Genomic DNA, 15,381 nt, shown 5'->3' with positions numbered 1-15,381 from the left:
GAGATCCGCTGAGCAGAGCGGATCGCGCGGGTCGGTGCGATTGTTGGAGACGTCTAAGTCTCAGTTGTCCGTAGACACACCCGATCCGCGCCGGGAAGTCTGGAAGACATGCCCACCGCCCTCATTCGCCGCATCGCCGTCTGCCTGGTCCTCGCCGCACCCGCCGTGGTGCTGCGCATCACCGGCACCGAGGTGGCGCCGGTCCTCGAGCTCTTCGTCTTCGGTGCCGCGATCGTCGCGGCCGCGTTCCTGCTGGCCTGGGCCGCCGAGGCGGCGCAGAAGGACATCTCGGGAGCACTGGCGATCGCGCTGCTCGCGCTCATCGCCGTCCTGCCCGAATACGCTGTGGACCTCTACTATGCGTTCCGGTCGGGAACGGATCCCGACTACCTGCATTTCGCGGCCGCGAACATGACCGGGTCGAACCGACTGCTGCTCGGCTTCGGTTGGCCGCTCGTCGTCATCGTCGCCCTCCTCGTCGCCCGCCGCATGACCGAGCGCAGCGCCCCCAGCGTGCCGGCGTCCGGCCATGAGCCGGAATCGGCGGCTGACTCTAAGGGGCGGGCCGCTCCATTGCGTGCTCCGCGTTCGCTGCGACTCGACAGGGGCGCTCGCATGGACATCGGATTCCTCGTCATCCTCGGCGTTCTCGCCTTCGCCATCCCGCTCATGGGCAGCATCCCGATGTGGTTCGGCATCGGCCTCGTGCTCATCTTCGCCTTCTACCTGTGGCGGGCCGGCCAGTCCGCCGCGAACGAAGAAGAGGAGTTCGTCGGTGCGGCCGCACTCATCGCGGAAATGCCGAAGAGAGCCCGCCGGGCGACCGTGTTCGCGCTCTTCGCCGTCTCTGCGGCCATCATCATGCTCAGTGCCGAACCCTTCGCCGAGGCGCTCGTGGCCTCAGGTGAGAGCCTCGGCATCGACAGCTACTTCCTCGTCCAGTGGCTGGCCCCGTTGGCCTCGGAGTCACCGGAGTTCATCATCGCCGCGATGTTCGCCCTGCGTGGTATGGGTGCCGCCGCGATCGGCACGCTCATCGCCTCGAAGGTCAACCAGTGGAGCCTGCTGGTCGGGTCCCTGCCGATCGCCCACTTCGCCGGCGGCGGCGGTCTCGGGCTGCCCCTCGACGCTCGCCAGATCGAGGAGTTCACGCTCACGGCCACGCAGACCGTCCTCGGTGTGGCGATCATCCTGGCCCTGCGTTTCCACTGGGCACCGGCACTCGGGTTGGCGGGTCTGTTCGGGCTGCAGTTCTTCGTCACGGACACGTCCGGACGCTACGTCCTCTCCGCGATCCAGGCGGGGCTGGCCATCGTCTTCCTCATCCTCCACCGGGGTGACATTCTCCCCACCCTCGCGGCTCCCTTCCGCCGTCCGCCACGTGGGTCTGCAGATGAGAGCGGGGACGATCCCCTCGCCGAGGCGGACCCCGCCGACCGAGTCCCACATCGTGGTCCGCAGGCTGAGTCCGCGAGCGAAACCGGTCATGCGAAGGCCGATGCGTAGAATGAGGACCATGCCGCGCCCCAGTGTCACTCGCATGGTCGAGGACTACGTCACCCTCATCTGGAAGGCCTACGAATGGCCCGGCGGTCGTCCCGCCACCACCGAGATGGCCGAGCAGCTCGGAGTCACCGCCTCGACGGTGTCGGCGAATCTCAAGAAGCTCGCCCGCGACGGCTATATCGACTACGAACCCTACGGCAGCATCGTCCTCACCGAGACCGGCCGTGAGATCGCCGTGGCCATCGTCCGCCGCCACCGAATCGTCGAGACCTACCTCGTCGAGGCCCTCGGGCTGAGCTGGGATCAGGTCCATGACGAGGCCGACCGGCTCGAACATGCCGTGTCCGATCTCGTGCTCGAACGGATGAACGCCGTGCTCGGCCACCCGGAGCGGGACCCGCACGGCGACCCCATCCCGGACACTCAGGGTCATACGTCTCCGGTGCCGAGCCGTCGGCTGGAGGAGACGACACCCGGTGTCGAGGTCGAAGTGGTGCGCGTTTCGGACCGTTCGCCGGAACTGCTGCGCTACCTCACCGAGCGGGGGATCGTCATCGGCACGCACCTGACGGTGACGTCCGTCAGCTCGGCCGCCTCATCGATCGCCATCGACATCGACGGAGAGCACATCGAACTCGCCCTCGACGCCGCGGAGGCGATCCGCGTCGACCCCAGCCTCGGCTGAGACTGCTGCGCCGCGCGAACGCGAACAGCTCATTGCCGGTGGAACGACCTCCAACACAAGCGATACACACGACAACGCCCGGTCGGCTGCGAATGTCTCGCAGCCGACCGGGCGTCTCCCATCGCTCCGAGGCCTCAGACCCCGGCAGCGCACGGATCAGTTGTGCACGCGGATGAGGTGCTCGTTGGTGAAGGCCTGGAACGCCCACTGAGCGTTCTCACGGCCGTAGCCGGAGCGGTTGATGCCGCCGAACGGGTATTCGGGGCCCGACTCCATGTGGGCGTTGATGAGCGTCATTCCGGCATTGATCTTCTTGCCGAACTCCTGACCCTTCTCGAGGTCATCGGTCCACACCGAGGACATGAGGCCGTACTCGGTGTCATTGGCCAGACGCAGGGCGTCCTCTTCGTCCTTGGCCCGGTAGATCATCACGGCCGGTCCGAAGAGCTCGTTGCAGCCGAGGTCCGAGCGCGGGTCGATGTCGGTGATCACGGCCGGGGACATGAACCAGCCCGGACGGTCGAGCTTCTTGCCACCGGTGAGCAGGGTCGCACCATCGGACACGGCCTTGTCGATCATCTCGACGATCTCGTCGCGGGCACCTTCGGAGGACACGGGGCCCATGCCGACCTCGGGGTCGTCGAAGTCGGAGATCTTCATCGCCTCAGTGGCCTTGACGGCCTCTGCGACGAATTCGTCGTAGAGCTCATCGACGACGATCATGCGCTTGGGCGAGGTGCAGACCTGACCGGCATTCGCCAGACGCAGTCCGACGAGCTTCTGCGCCACTGACGGCACATCCTTCGAGTCGAGGACGACGGCCGGGTCGTTGCCGCCGAGCTCGAGCACGGCGCGCTTGTAGTACTTCGCGGCGATCGCGGCCACCGAGGCACCGGCACCCTCGGAACCGGTGAGCGAGAAGCCCTTGACTCGGAAGTCCTTGAGAACCTCCTCGGCGTGGGAGGAGTCGAGGTAGATGTTCTGGTAGACGCCCTTCGGCAGTCCCGCCTCGGTGAGCAGGTCCTCGAAGTACTGCGAGGACTTCGGGCAGATCGAGGCCTGCTTCATCATGATCGAGTTGCCGACCATGAGGTTCGGCAGCACGAAGCGGGCGATCTGGTTGTACGGGAAGTTCCACGGCATGATGCCCAGCAGCACACCCAGGGGCTGGTGCTCGACATAGCTGGAGGCAGCCCCGGCGGCGGCCAGGTGCGTGGTGGACAGATGGGTGGCGGCGTTGTCGGCCATCCAGCGGGCTGTGCGGGCGACCTTGTCGACCTCGCCGAGGCCCTGCTTCTTGATCTTGCCCATCTCACGACCGATGATGTCGGTCATCTCATCGGCGTTCTCATCGACGAGATCGGCGAACTTGCGCAGGATCGCCGCGCGCTCATGAAGCGGTGTCTCCTTCCACGCCAGATGTGCCTCATGGGCACGATCGATGTAGTCAGGGATCTCTTCGACGGGTACGGAGGCGAACTCCTCCTCGACCTCGCCGGTGTTGGCATTGGTGACAGCGAATTTGCTCATGGAACGTCCTTTCACGGATTGACGATCTGTGCCCTGTAACAAACTACAGTCTCCCGCCATTCCGCGACACTTGAGTCCATGCCCGGGACGGCCTCAACCGTCGACGAGAGCGATGTGGACGGTCGTGGGACGGGTCGCGGCATCGAATGCGGCAGTTGTCCCAGTGGCTCCCATCCCGCTGGCTCGAGCCGGTTCGTAAGTGCGGGTTCCGCCACCACCCTGCCAGCCGTTGATCCAGATGACGCCCGCGGGAATGCGTGAAGCTTCGTCGAGGTGGTCAGGGTCATGCGAGTACACGGTGGCCGCGAGGCCGAACGAGGACCGGGACGCGAGTTCGACGCCCTCGGCGAAGGAAGAGACGACGGTGATGGGCGCGACGGGTCCGAAGGTCTCCTCGGTCATCAGCGCCATCGATTCGTCGACGTTCGTGACGACCGTGGCCGGATAGAAGAATCCGATTCCCTCGGGCAGTACGCCGCCGGTGAGCACCGTGGCACCCTTGGCGACGGCATCGACGACCTGGGCATGCACCGACCGCCGTTGCCGATCATCGACGAGCGGTCCCATCATCACGCTCGGATCGAGACCGTCACCGCAGGCGAAGCCCTCGGCTGCCGAGAGAAGCTCCTCGACGAAGTCCGCGGCGATCGCCTCGTGGACGTAGATGCGCTCCATCGACGTGCAGATCTGACCGGTGTTGACGAAGGCCCCGAAGGCGACAGCCTGCGCCGTGGCGGCGACATCGACGTCCTCGTCGACGATGACGGGGTCCTTGCCGCCCAGCTCGAGCACCGCACGATGCAGGGCATGCCCCGAGGCGGCCCCGACCGCACGCCCGGCAGCGACCGACCCCGTGAAGTGGACGAGGTCGACGTCGTCGTGGGCGACCAGCGGTTCGCCTGCGTGGGCGTCGCCGAGCACGAGGTTGAGCACTCCGGCGGGCAGGTCAAGCAGTTCGATGAGCCTCACCGTCGACAGCGGCGAGCGCTCCGAGGGCTTGACCACCAGGGTGTTGCCGGCGGCCAGCAGCGGACCCAGCGCGCCGAGGACCATGGTGACAGGGAAGTTCCACGGGGTGACGATCGCCGCAACTCCCACCGGGTGCCGGATGATGAGGGTGCGCCCGCCGTCCGGATCCTCGGTCGTGGTGGTGAACGGGTAGTCGAGCGCCTCCGTGGCTGCTGCGCGGAGACCCGCGACTCCGGCTGCGATGAAACCGCGGCCGATGCCGATCGGCTTGCCCATCTCCCGGCATTCGAGTTCGGCGAGCTCGTCGGTGTGCTCTTCGATGCGATCGGCCCAGTCTCGGATGAGGGCGACTCGTTTCTCGAGCGCGGTCGTCGCCCAGGCCGGCTGGGCTCGCCTGGCTGCGGCGATGGCCGCGTCGACGTCGGCCGGGCATCCGCGACCGAATTCGGCCTCGGTGACCTCGGTGGCGGGATTGACCACGCTGAGACGATGCGGGTCGAGGGAATCGGTCCAGATGCCGTCGATGTGGTTCTGCAGGGTCGTCACTGTTCTTCTCACTCCTTGATTCGATCGGCCATGAGTTCGCCGACCATGATGGCTGCCAGATTGGTGTTCGCCCTCGGCACCGCCGGGAAGACGGAGGCGTCGACGACGTGGAGGCTCTCGATTCCGTGCACCCGACAATCGGCGTCGACGACGGTGGTCGGGTCCTCGGCTCGGCCCATCCGGCATGTGCTCGTGCCGTGCTGCGCGTCGGCGACAGTGGCGAGCAGGTGAGCATCGAGTGCTTCGTCATCGTCGAGTGCGGCAAAGAGCTCGGGATTGCACTCTTCGACGGAGCCGTCGAGGATGGCTCGGACCGCGTCTTCGTCGAGCAGCGCCTCAAGGCGCCTGATTCCCACCCGCAGCCGCGCACGGTCACCTGGGTCGGAGAGCATCCTCTCGGCGACGAAGGGCTGGTCGAGAGGGTCGGCCGAGGTCAGAGTGACGCTGCCGCGGGAGTCCGATTGGTTGAGCCAGACCCCGAGGGCGCCGTATTCGGCACCCGTGTTCGCCGTCGCCATGGAGATCACGCTCTGGTTCATCGACACGAACATGAGATCGTTGAATCTCCCGTCGCCGCTCGACCAGCGTACGCAGACATTCGTGTGCCGATCGTTCGGCGTCGAGACCCCCGCCGAGGCGGTGAGCGGAAGCGTGATCGATGCCATCGCGTGATCCTGCAGACCCTGCCCGACGGGCAGATCGGCCCGGCAGTCGATGCCGAGCGACCTCAGATGCTCGCGGGGCCCGATGCCCGAGCGCATGAGGATCGCCGGGGAATGGACGGCGCCGGCACTGAGCACGATCGTCGTGGCGTACCGCTCCTCGGGCACCCCGTCGACGAGGACTCGGACACCGACGGCCCTCCCGCTCTCAAGGATGACACGGTCGACGGTCGCCTCGCCGAGGATGCTCAGCGTCGGCAGCTCGCGTGCCCCTTCGAGGTAGGCGTCGTTGACGCTGACCCGGCGCGAATCGCGGGAGTTGATCGGATAGGGAGAGACCCCGGTGGCCCGCGGCGCGTTGACGTCGGCGGCCCATGGGAATCCGGCGGCCAGTGCCGAATCGGCCAAGGCGGCATCGACCGCTCCCCACTTCTCACGAGGCGCACGGTAGATGGGGGTGGGCCCGGAGTCCCCGTGATAGTCGGCCGCGCCGAACTCCTCGTCGTCCTCGAGGGCGACGAAGGCGGGAAGCACCTCAGCACCCGACCAGCCCTCGCAGCCGGTCTGCGCCCATTCGTCGAAGTCCTCGAGAGGAGGACGGATGGCGATCTGCCCGTTGATCGAGGAGCTTCCGCCCAAGCCCCGTCCGCGCCAGTACGGTGCAGGTGGCTGTGCCTCGGTGCGCGTGGCCTCGAGATCGGTCCACATCATCCCGTCGATGGCATCGGGGTCCATGATCGCGACCGCGGGATTCGGGGACCTCCAGGCTTCGTGCATCTGCGCGGATCGATAGTCGCGACCGGCCTCGAGGAGGAGGACGCGCTTGCCCTGCTGTGCCGAGCGCACGGCGAATGGTGCACCGGCTGAGCCGGCTCCGACGACGATGATGTCCCAGTTGTCTTCTTTCACGTCACATCTTCCTTGAGAACGAGTAGTTTGGGAGCCAGTGGCGGATCGTTCCGCTCAGCACCTAGAATGACTGACATCACAAAGTTCAGTCAATAGTGAATATTCAGTAAAGACTGAATTGTTATGAAGGGGATCGATGTGACGGCATCCGTGCCGGAAGGCAGCCGGGACGTGGAGGAGTCGCTGGTCGAGAGCTTCGGCCGACGCGTCGGCGAGGCGATGGGCTGGCCCCCGATGGCCGGTCGCGCCGCCGGGGTCCTCATGCTCAGCGAGACACCGCTGACCATGGCCGAGCTGCAGGAGCGGCTCGCCGCCAGCAAGGGCTCGGTTTCGGAGACCACGCGACTGCTCATCGACAACGGAGTCATCGAGAGGTTCAAAGAGTCCGGTCAGCGTCAGTTCGTCTACCGCTGGCGAGCCGACGCCTGGGTGGGCTGCCTCGAACACCAGCGGCAGACGACGGCGCAGCTGCTCGATTTCGCGGAATCGGCCGGCCGCGAGGGCCGGGGACTTCCCCCGGTGCAGAGGGAGCGTCTCGAACAGATGAACGAGTACTACCGCTTCATGGCCGACCGCCTCGACGGACTGCTCGCAGAGTACTCGCGATCACCGACATCAGGCGTTGGGGGACGGTAGCGGAGGTTCCTGCTCCGGGGCGCTGGCCCGATCCCGCTACGAGCGATCGACGCTGTTGAAGGAACCGATGCCGAAGCCCCCAAGCACTCCTGGCCCAGGATCCCGAGGCAGCCGGCCGCTTCGGTGAGCAGCGGGGAGAACCAGGAGTAGACAGCGGCCCGGAACGGTATTCGGATATGGTCGGGTCTTGGGCCTGGTGGAACGACGAATGCTTGGGGAAAGTCGTTTCAGCCGAGGACGCAGAATTCGTTGCCCTCGGGGTCGGCGAGGACGACCCAGGGTTCGTCCCCGGTCTGGCCCACGTCGACACGGCGGGCTCCGAGATCGAGGAGGCGGGTCACCTCGGCGGCCTGATCATCGGGACGGAAATCGAGGTGGAGCCGGTTCTTCACGACCTTCTCTTCACGGTCGATGCCGATGATGATGCCCGGCAGACGATCGGGCGTCTGCCGGATCTCGATCTCCGTGTCGTTCTCGTCGACGATCACCCAGCCGAGCGCCCGTGCCCACCAGCGCCCGAGCGTGAACGGGTCGGGCGAATCGATGACGATCTGCTCCCATTCCAATGACATGGCCTCACCTTCCGATGGTCAGAGCCTCATGCCCCGACGTCGCCGAGGTGGTGGCGGACTTCGTGCCAGCCGTAGCGGGTGAGCGAGGCGATCGTGAACTCCCGACCGTCGGCGCGCAGTCCCGTGCGCTGCCACTGCCCGTCTTCGAGTCCGGAGAGCGTGTCTGCGTAAGCGGTTGCTGCCGTGTTCAGTCCGTCGAGCACCTCGGCGGCGTTCTGGTGACGGTAGTCGGACTCGAGCGCCACCGCATCGCCGTCGAAGTTCGGCAGAGTCGGGGCCTGCTCATCGAGCATGAGTAGGGTGCGAGAGCGGAACTCGGTGAGGACGTCACGCAGGTGGGCGGCGTATTCGACGCTCGACCACCGGTCATCGCGGGGACGGTCGGCGGCGTCCGCACGAGTGAGCGCGGGCGCGAAGGAGGCGGCCGCCTCGGCGATGGGACCGCTCAGTTCGAGGACGTCCTCGCGCCCGGTGAAGCCGCACTCGGCACAGCCGGTGTCGAGGACTTCGGCCCAGTCCTTCTTGTCCGGTTCGATCGGACTCATCCGTGCCTGCCGCTGTCGAGGGACTTCTTGAGCACCGCTGCCTGACTGATTTCGTCGCGCTTCGACGCGGTGAGCAGCGTGAGCGTGCCCTTCTCCGCAAGCTCCTTGAGCTGGTCGAACGCCTCGGCGCGGGTGTCGTCCTTGAGCTCTTCGCGATAGCGGCGCGCGAACTCCGCGTACTTGTCCGGGTCGTGCCCGTACCACTGGCGCAGCTCGTTGGAGGGTGCGACGTCTTTGAGCCATTCGTCGAGGCGGGCGTGGTCCTTGCTCACTCCGCGCGGCCATACGCGGTCGACGAGCACCCTGGCTCCGTCCGACGGCTCGGGCTCGTCGTAGATGCGGCGCACCCGGATCCGAGGATCGTCATGCGCGGACGTCGACCGGTTCTTCGATCCGTCCTTCGAGGCGGTCATGGTCGTTCACTCCCTCCGCTTGCCTGGCTCCCAGTGTAGGACGAGAGGCGGACTCATGGGGCGTCTGCGCCGCACTCCACCTATTTCGTCCGAGCCGCCTCGCTGAGGTTGCTCAGCACAAGGGTGCGCACCTGCCGGTCGATGTACGTGTCGAGGTCGAGCCCGATCCTCTGGAAGTACCAGTGCTTGAGCGCCCACATGTGCGCCGTCGACATGAGGTCATGACCGAGGGTCTGGGCATCGACATCACGCAGATCCCCTGCCTCGACCGCGGCGGCGACGACATCGACGAGCGGCTGGAGGGTTTCGAGCTCCCGGTCCTGGATCGATTTCAGTCCATCTTTCGACAGGGCCCTGGAGACCTGGTAGGTGAGCACGACCGCATGCCGCTGTTCGCCGACGACGCGGCAGAACTCTGAGAACGCGGCGATGACCCTGTCCACGGGATCACCCGGCTCGGCGATGGCGGAGGGGACACGCAGACGGAACTCCTCGAGGACGCGGGTGATCGCGGCGAGCACGATCTGCTCCTTGTCCGAGAAGTACTTGTACAGCAGTCCGACACTGACCCCACCGGACTTCGCGATCGCCTGCATGGACACCGAATGGGTGCCCTTCTCCTGCATCAGGGCCACGGCGGCATCGACGATCTGCCGCTCCCGGAATTCCGCGCGGGCGCCCCGGACGATCGCGTTGAGGTCTTCGGATTCAGCTGACATGCTCGGCGGTGACTCCCTCTCTGAGCTTGAACTTCTGAATCTTACCGCTTGGCGTGCGAGGGAACTCGTCGAGACACTGCAGCGCCTCGGGCCAGTAGTTCTTCGCCACTCCCTTCGTGTCGAAGAACTCCCGCAGCTCGTCCATCGACAGGCTGTGACCCTCGTTCAGGGTCACGACCGCGCACGCGATCTCCTGCAGGCGGGGATGCGGCACCGCGACGACGGCGACCTGGGAGACCGCGGGATGTTCGTAGAGGACGTTCTCGATATAGGCCACGGGGATGTTCTCGCCGCCGCGGATGATGATGTCCTTCGACCGTCCGGCGATCCGGATGAAGCCCTCGTCATCCATTTCGGCGAGGTCTCCCGTATCGAGCCAAACGCCCACGAAGGCCTCCGCCGTCTGCTCCGGTTCACCGAGGTATCCGACGAACAGGAATGGGCCTGTGACCTGCACTTTTCCTTCCACGCCTGCGGCGACGGGCTCGCCGAGAGGATCGACGACCCGGACCTTCATGGAGCCCAGGGCACGCCCGTCGGTGCTGGTGACCTTCTCCTCCGAGTCGCCGGGGGCCGTCATCGTGACCAGCCCGCATTCCGTCTGTCCCCAGCCGCCGAAGACGCTGAGGTCCGGCAGCAGCGTGCGTGCCTCATCGACCATGACGCGCGGAATCGGGGCGCCCATGCAGCAGAAGTGCTTGAGGGAGGACAGATCGTGCTGCGTCGTCTTCGCCGCCTCGAGCAGATCGTGCAGGAACGGAGTCGCCCCCGAGGTGTGCTGGATGCCGTGTTCGTCGACGAGCCGCGCGAATTCCTCACCGTTCCACACGTCCTGGAACACCCCCGAGTCGCCGATGAGCAGGGGCAGGCACACTCCGTACATGAAGCCGGTGAGGTGGCCGAAGGTCGAGGCCATGTGGATGACCGATTCCTCGTCCAAGCCGAGGTGATCGGGCCAGGGAAGTGAGGCCGCGAGCACGTTGTTGTGCGTGTGCATCACACCCTTGGGGTTGCCCGTCGTCCCCGAGGTGAAGAGGATGAGTCCGACATCATCGGGATCGGGTCGGCGGTCGTCCCAATCGATGGATTCGATCGCCGAGGCGGCCGATCGCGAGCCGTCCGACGCTGAGTCCTGCTGTCCGCGAGCGAGGAAGTCGGCCCACTTCTCGAAGCCGTCCCGACCGGCGAACCGCGCTTCCCCGGGGGTGTCGAGGACGATCGTGTGCCCCAGCTCCGGCAGGTTCGGTCGCAGCCGATCGACCATGTCCGCATAGTCGAACTTCCGGAACCGATTCGGGACGAAGAGCACCGAGACCTCGGCCTTCTTGGCCATGTACCCGATCTCGCGGTCCCGATAGATCGGGATGAGCCCGTTGGTCACGGCACCGGCTCTGATCGCGCCGAGGTGGATGACCAGCCATTCGTACCAGTTCGGCAGTTGGATGCCCACCACGTCCCCGGGTTCGACTCCGAGGTCGACGAGTGACCGGGCGCAGGTTTCGACATCCGAACTGAGCTCGGCGTAGGTGTGCGCACCGTAGGGATCGCGGGTGACGATCGCCTCCGGTCGCGACGCGGTCCAGTGCTCGAGGTGGTCGAGCAGGGTCTGATTCCTCCAGTCCCCGGTTGATGTGAACTTCTCGATGAGAGCGTCGGTCAGGGTGGTCTCGAATCGGGTTGGCATTGCAGGGCTCCTTTGCTCTGGTGTCGTACCTGTGACTCGGGTGGTGCTGATGTCTCTGGTGCTGCGCGGTGGTGCCGGGTGGTCCCGGACAGCCGCGCTCAGGTGGTGTGATCAGCTGCCGATCAGGCCATGGTCAGTCCGCCGGAGACGGACAGGGTCTGGCCGGTGACATAGGCGGAATCGGGGCGGGCGAAGAAGGCCACGGCGTTCGCGAGATCCTCGGGGTGGGCGAGCCGGCGCATCGGGATCGACTTCTCCAGCGCGGTGCGCAACTTCGGATTGTCCGCGGAGATCTCGGCGAACAGCGGGGTGTCGGCCGGTCCCGGGCACACGCAGTTCGCGGTGATTCCGTGTCGGGCGACCTCACGAGCGAAGGTCTTCGTGAACGAGATGATCCCGCCCTTGGCCGCCGAGTACACGGCTTCGCCGCTCGACCCGACACGGCCGGCGTCCGATCCGATGCTGATCACGGCACCGGATCCGGCTGCGATCATGTGCTCGGCCGCCGACTGAGTGCAGTTGAGCGTGCCCAGGAGGTTGATCGCGATGACCCGATGCCAGGTCTCCGGCGTCGAATCCATGAAAGGTTCGACCTTGTCCCAGCCGGCGTTGTTGACGAGGACGTCGATGCGACCGAAACGCTCGACCACCTCCGCGACCATGGCGTCAACCGCGGCCCGGTCGGTGACGTCGGCGGCGAGTCCGATCGAATCATTTCCCAGCGCCGAGGCGGTGTCCACGGCCTTCTGTGCGTCGAGGTCGGCGACGACGACGGTGGCGCCGTCGGCGGCGAGGCGGTTCGCGATCCCCTTGCCGATGCCGGAGGCTGCTCCGGTGACGATGATGATGCGATCGGTCAGAGGTGCGGTCTGAGTCGGTGCTGACATGGTGGGGTCCTTCCTGGTCTGAGTCTTATGCTGAGGTGGTGACAGGGCCGGTGTTGGTCCCGTTAAGTCGGTGTTCTGGCGCTGTCAGGGGGCGAATTCGCGGCCGGCGGAGCTGCGGGCGATGATGAGTTTCATGATCTGTGCGGTCCCGTCGCCGATCTGCATGCCGAGCACGTCACGCAGCCGTTTCTCCACGTCCCGGTCCTGTTTGTAGCCGTTCTGCCCGTGCAGAAGCAGACACTGATGCACCGCATGGTAGGCCTCGAGCGGGGCCCACCACTTGCACATGGCCGCCTGAGAGGTGTGCGCCAGGCCCTCATCGCCGAGGCGCAGGGTGTCCAGGCACAGCAGACGTGCCGCCGCCATCTTCGTCTCCGCCTCGGCCAGCGGGAATGAGACCCCTTGGAATTTCGACAGCGGCTGGTCGAAGGCCTGCCTCTTCGTGACGTATGTCCATGCGTCCTCGATCGCGCGTGTCGCAGTCCCCGTGCACTGCAGTCCGATGAGGGCGCGGGAGAAGTCGAAGCCCTGCATGACCTGGGTGAATGCTCCGCCGACCTCGCCGAGGAGATGGTCGGCCGGCACGCGGACGTCGGTGAACTCCACGCTGCCGCGGGCCACCGCGGCCTGGCCCATGTCGATGATGGGGTTTCGGGCCACCCCGGGGGCGTCGAGGTCGACGAGGAACGCCGAGATGCCCTTTCCCCGCCCGGCCTCGAGGTCGGTCCGGGCGAAGATCACCGTGGCCGTCGAGGTCATGGCCAGCGACATCGATTTCGTGCCGTTGATGATCCAGTCATCACCGTCGCGGCGTGCCGTGGTCGAGGGGTTTCCGGCATCCGACCCGGCCTCGGGCTCGGACAGCCCGATGGCCACGGTCTCGTCTCCGGCTGTGATGAGACGGCAGTAGTGGGCGGCCACCTCGGCGTCGGCGTTGCGGGCGATGACCTGCCCGATGAGGGAGCCGACGACCTGGACATAGGCGACGGTGAGGTCGCCGCGGGCGATGGCCTCGGTGATGAGCCCCGTCGTGACCTTGGTCAGGCCGGCCCCGCCGAGCTGGGTCGGCAGTTCGGGGGCGATGAGGCCGGCGCGGCCCATCTCCCGGGTGAGATCGGCGCCGATGCGGCCGGCGGCCTCGCGGTCGCGGGCCTCACTGATGAGCCGCTCCTCGAATCCGGCCGCCGCATCGAGGAGAGTCTGGGAGTCGGGGGTGAGAGTCGTGTCCACGGGAATCCTCTGTGCTGGTCGATCGGATCAGTAGGCGCCGTCGAAGCGGCTGAAGTCCGGGTCGCGCTTCTCCGCGAAGGCGGCCGCACCCTCATGCGACTCGGGCGAGTGGGCGTAGAGGTCGAGGGCGCTCATGGCGAGGTTCGTGAAACCGGTCTGCATCTCGGAATCGGCATTGAAGGACTGCTTGAGGAAGCGCAGCGCGGTCGGTGCCTTGAGCCCGAGGGCCCGAGCGCGATCCTTGGCGCGGGGCAGGAGCTGTTCGGCCTCGACGACCTCGTTGGCCAGTCCCCAGGATTCGGCCTTCTGCGCGTCGATGAGTTCGCAGAAGTACCACATCTCCCGGGCGCGCTTCTCACCGATGACGCGGGCGAGGAAGGCCGAACCGTAGCCGGCGTCGAAGGATCCGACCTTGGGGCCGGCCTGACCGAAGCGCGCGTGGGAGGCCGCGATCGTGATGTCGCAGAGAGTGGTGAGCACATTGCCGCCGCCGATCGCGACGCCGTTGACCGCGGAGATCACGGGTTTCGGCACCGACCGGATGACCTTGTGGAGTTCGGAGATGCGGAACATGCCGTAGCGGCTGGGGCCGTAGTCCCCCGTCTGAGCCTTCTGCTTGACGTCACCGCCGGCGCAGAAGGACTTCTGGCCGGAGCCCGTGAGGATGATCGAGCGGACCCGGTTGTCGCCCCAGGCGAGGGTGAAGGCTTCGATGAGCTCGTCGACGGTCTGCGAGCGGAAGGAGTTGAAGGACTCGGGTCGGTTGATCGTGATGACCGCGAAGGACTCCTCGACGTCATAGAGGATGTCGTCGAACTCTGTGGTCGCAGCCTGCTGAGTCGCGCTGGTGGATGTCGGCATCGGTGCCTCCTCGAACGGAAAATGAATTTATGTTCACAACTAGTGAACATGAGTTCACGAACGAGGTCAAAGGTCTTCGGCCGGGAAGAATGATGTGAATTCGCCGAGTTTCACGGGCTTTCATCGGCGCGCCAGCGCACCAGTGCGACAATGTCCACGGCGAAGGCATCGGGCCGTTCGAGGTGGAGAACCCTTGCAGCGACTGACTTGGCGATTGACCGGGCCGGGTGCGGCCGCCGGCAGGTACGGTTCACACCTGCCCGCAGAGCAAGACTCTCGATGACGATGAGAAACGGACGATGATGACTGCTGAAGAACCCGAACCGGCGACACCGCACCCGTCCTCCGCCCACCCGCCGAGCAGTCAGACGGCCGCCGACTGCCCACCGAGTTCTCGGCCGAACTCTCACACGGCCGCCGGTGCGGAGATCGGGGCGCTCATCGGCGCCGGTTTCGGGCTGCTGTTCCTCATCATCAACAGCTCCCAGTTCTCGACCCTGGGTCGCACTCTCGTCATCGCCGTCGGAGTCCTCGCCTTCGCAGGCATCGCGGTCTTCGCGGTACGTGGACTCATCCGATCGCGTGGGGACGCTGCCTCAGGCTCGACCGGATTCTCCAGAGCGCCCGGAGCAGCCCACACGGCCGCGTCCGAGCGCGCTCGCCGCGAACCTCCGTTCGGGCGCGCCTACTGGATCATCGTGCTCATCGAAGCGGTTCTGCTGTTCGCCGGAGCCCGTCTGCTGTCGAGTCTCGGCCACCCTGAGCTCGGTGTTGCCTGGGTGGCTGTCGTCGTCGGCACGCATTTCTATGCGCTCGGTCGCGTGTTTGGACTCGACCGCTTCCATGTGCTCGCCACCGTCGTGACTCTTTGCGGCATCGGCGGGTTCATCGCCTTCTTCGCAGCGGCGCCCGCGTTCATCCCGGTCATCAGCGGAGTCATCTCGGGCTTCGCGCTGCTCGCCTTCGCCATGTGGGCCCTGGTGCCGGTGGATTGAGGAGTTCCCGCAGGCAGGCTCTCGCAGGAGAG

15 protein-coding genes are annotated in these 15,381 nt (G+C 66.2%); 4 read left to right on the top strand and 11 right to left on the bottom strand.

What is annotated here, in order from left to right; all coding sequences use genetic code 11:
• Positions 1-108: 108 nt before the first annotated feature.
• Complete coding sequence (locus GUY37_RS18895) at positions 109-1,506, top strand: sodium:proton exchanger (protein WP_166829011.1); 1,398 nt, start codon at positions 109-111, stop codon at positions 1,504-1,506.
• A 10-nt stretch (positions 1,507-1,516) separates the two neighbouring features.
• The gene (locus GUY37_RS18890) at positions 1,517-2,191 is read left to right on the top strand and encodes a metal-dependent transcriptional regulator (RefSeq protein ID WP_152346181.1); all 675 of its coding nucleotides are present in this window, start codon (positions 1,517-1,519) and stop codon (positions 2,189-2,191) included.
• A 156-nt stretch (positions 2,192-2,347) separates the two neighbouring features.
• On the opposite strand, the gene GUY37_RS18885 is transcribed toward GUY37_RS18890, so the two are convergent.
• From GUY37_RS18885 to GUY37_RS18875, 3 genes are all read right to left on the bottom strand, one after another.
• Positions 2,348-3,721: an NAD-dependent succinate-semialdehyde dehydrogenase gene (locus tag GUY37_RS18885; RefSeq protein ID WP_166829009.1), complete on the bottom strand. Its 1,374-nt coding sequence runs from the start codon at positions 3,719-3,721 to the stop codon at positions 2,348-2,350.
• Positions 3,722-3,814: 93 nt separating this feature from the next.
• A complete protein-coding gene (locus GUY37_RS18880) occupies positions 3,815-5,248 on the bottom strand; it encodes an aldehyde dehydrogenase family protein (protein ID WP_208094725.1) in 1,434 nt (477 codons plus the stop codon).
• A complete protein-coding gene (locus GUY37_RS18875; protein ID WP_166829006.1) occupies positions 5,245-6,807 on the bottom strand; it encodes a GMC family oxidoreductase in 1,563 nt (520 codons plus the stop codon). The genes GUY37_RS18880 and GUY37_RS18875 overlap by 4 nt, the downstream gene beginning before the upstream one ends.
• A 123-nt stretch (positions 6,808-6,930) precedes the next feature.
• On the opposite strand from GUY37_RS18875, the gene GUY37_RS18870 reads away from it, so the two are divergent.
• Positions 6,931-7,443, top strand: coding sequence for a GbsR/MarR family transcriptional regulator (locus tag GUY37_RS18870; RefSeq protein ID WP_166829003.1), 513 nt, complete (start codon positions 6,931-6,933; stop codon positions 7,441-7,443).
• 227 nt (positions 7,444-7,670) lie between these two features.
• Here the strand turns inward: GUY37_RS18870 and GUY37_RS18865 are convergent, their stop codons facing one another.
• From GUY37_RS18865 to GUY37_RS18830, 8 genes are all read right to left on the bottom strand, one after another.
• Positions 7,671-8,015, bottom strand: a complete 345-nt coding sequence (locus tag GUY37_RS18865) for a VOC family protein (protein ID WP_166829001.1) — start codon at positions 8,013-8,015, stop codon at positions 7,671-7,673.
• A 26-nt stretch (positions 8,016-8,041) separates the two neighbouring features.
• Positions 8,042-8,560 carry a DinB family protein gene (locus tag GUY37_RS18860; RefSeq protein WP_166828998.1) on the bottom strand — a complete coding sequence of 173 codons (519 nt, stop codon included), beginning with the start codon at positions 8,558-8,560 and terminating at the stop codon, positions 8,042-8,044.
• Positions 8,557-8,973, bottom strand: a complete 417-nt coding sequence (locus GUY37_RS18855; RefSeq protein WP_166828995.1) for a DUF488 domain-containing protein — start codon at positions 8,971-8,973, stop codon at positions 8,557-8,559. The genes GUY37_RS18860 and GUY37_RS18855 overlap by 4 nt, the downstream gene beginning before the upstream one ends.
• A gap of 80 nt (positions 8,974-9,053) precedes the next feature.
• Positions 9,054-9,692, bottom strand: coding sequence for a TetR/AcrR family transcriptional regulator (locus tag GUY37_RS18850; protein ID WP_166828993.1), 639 nt, complete (start codon positions 9,690-9,692; stop codon positions 9,054-9,056).
• Entirely contained in the window at positions 9,682-11,376 is a 1,695-nt protein-coding gene (locus GUY37_RS18845; RefSeq protein WP_166828990.1) for an AMP-binding protein, read from the bottom strand. Before GUY37_RS18845 ends, GUY37_RS18850 begins: the two co-directional genes overlap by 11 nt.
• Before the next feature lie 122 nt (positions 11,377-11,498).
• Complete coding sequence (locus tag GUY37_RS18840) at positions 11,499-12,263, bottom strand: SDR family NAD(P)-dependent oxidoreductase (RefSeq protein WP_166828987.1); 765 nt, start codon at positions 12,261-12,263, stop codon at positions 11,499-11,501.
• Between the two features lie 84 nt (positions 12,264-12,347).
• Positions 12,348-13,493 (bottom strand): acyl-CoA dehydrogenase family protein, encoded by a 1,146-nt coding sequence (locus GUY37_RS18835; protein WP_166828985.1) that lies wholly within the window; start codon positions 13,491-13,493, stop codon positions 12,348-12,350.
• Positions 13,494-13,520: 27 nt separating this feature from the next.
• Positions 13,521-14,354: an enoyl-CoA hydratase-related protein gene (locus GUY37_RS18830; RefSeq protein ID WP_166828982.1), complete on the bottom strand. Its 834-nt coding sequence runs from the start codon at positions 14,352-14,354 to the stop codon at positions 13,521-13,523.
• A 302-nt stretch (positions 14,355-14,656) separates the two neighbouring features.
• On the opposite strand from GUY37_RS18830, the gene GUY37_RS18825 reads away from it, so the two are divergent.
• Positions 14,657-15,349, top strand: coding sequence for a hypothetical protein (locus tag GUY37_RS18825; RefSeq protein ID WP_228278258.1), 693 nt, complete (start codon positions 14,657-14,659; stop codon positions 15,347-15,349).
• The last annotated feature ends 32 nt before the right edge of the window (positions 15,350-15,381 follow it).

Source organism: Brevibacterium limosum (assembly GCF_011617705.1).
GTDB lineage: Bacteria > Actinomycetota > Actinomycetes > Actinomycetales > Brevibacteriaceae > Brevibacterium > Brevibacterium limosum.
The sequence above is the reverse complement of the archived record's forward strand: the minus strand, read 5'-3'. Positions and strand labels throughout refer to the sequence as shown.

What these genes read in the sequence shown, in the direction of transcription:
- GUY37_RS18830 (WP_166828982.1), bottom strand. Translation starts at nt 14,354, where the DNA reads ATGCCGACATCCACCAGCGCGACTCAGCAGGCTGCGACCACAGAGTTC.
- GUY37_RS18860 (WP_166828998.1), bottom strand. Translation starts at nt 8,560, where the DNA reads ATGAGTCCGATCGAACCGGACAAGAAGGACTGGGCCGAAGTCCTCGAC.
- GUY37_RS18845 (WP_166828990.1), bottom strand. Translation starts at nt 11,376, where the DNA reads ATGCCAACCCGATTCGAGACCACCCTGACCGACGCTCTCATCGAGAAG.
- GUY37_RS18885 (WP_166829009.1), bottom strand. Translation starts at nt 3,721, where the DNA reads ATGAGCAAATTCGCTGTCACCAATGCCAACACCGGCGAGGTCGAGGAG.
- GUY37_RS18870 (WP_166829003.1), top strand. Translation starts at nt 6,931, where the DNA reads ATGAAGGGGATCGATGTGACGGCATCCGTGCCGGAAGGCAGCCGGGAC.
- GUY37_RS18825 (WP_228278258.1), top strand. Translation starts at nt 14,657, where the DNA reads ATGACTGCTGAAGAACCCGAACCGGCGACACCGCACCCGTCCTCCGCC.
- GUY37_RS18865 (WP_166829001.1), bottom strand. Translation starts at nt 8,015, where the DNA reads ATGTCATTGGAATGGGAGCAGATCGTCATCGATTCGCCCGACCCGTTC.
- GUY37_RS18850 (WP_166828993.1), bottom strand. Translation starts at nt 9,692, where the DNA reads ATGTCAGCTGAATCCGAAGACCTCAACGCGATCGTCCGGGGCGCCCGC.
- GUY37_RS18890 (WP_152346181.1), top strand. Translation starts at nt 1,517, where the DNA reads ATGCCGCGCCCCAGTGTCACTCGCATGGTCGAGGACTACGTCACCCTC.
- GUY37_RS18895 (WP_166829011.1), top strand. Translation starts at nt 109, where the DNA reads ATGCCCACCGCCCTCATTCGCCGCATCGCCGTCTGCCTGGTCCTCGCC.
- GUY37_RS18855 (WP_166828995.1), bottom strand. Translation starts at nt 8,973, where the DNA reads ATGACCGCCTCGAAGGACGGATCGAAGAACCGGTCGACGTCCGCGCAT.
- GUY37_RS18840 (WP_166828987.1), bottom strand. Translation starts at nt 12,263, where the DNA reads ATGTCAGCACCGACTCAGACCGCACCTCTGACCGATCGCATCATCATC.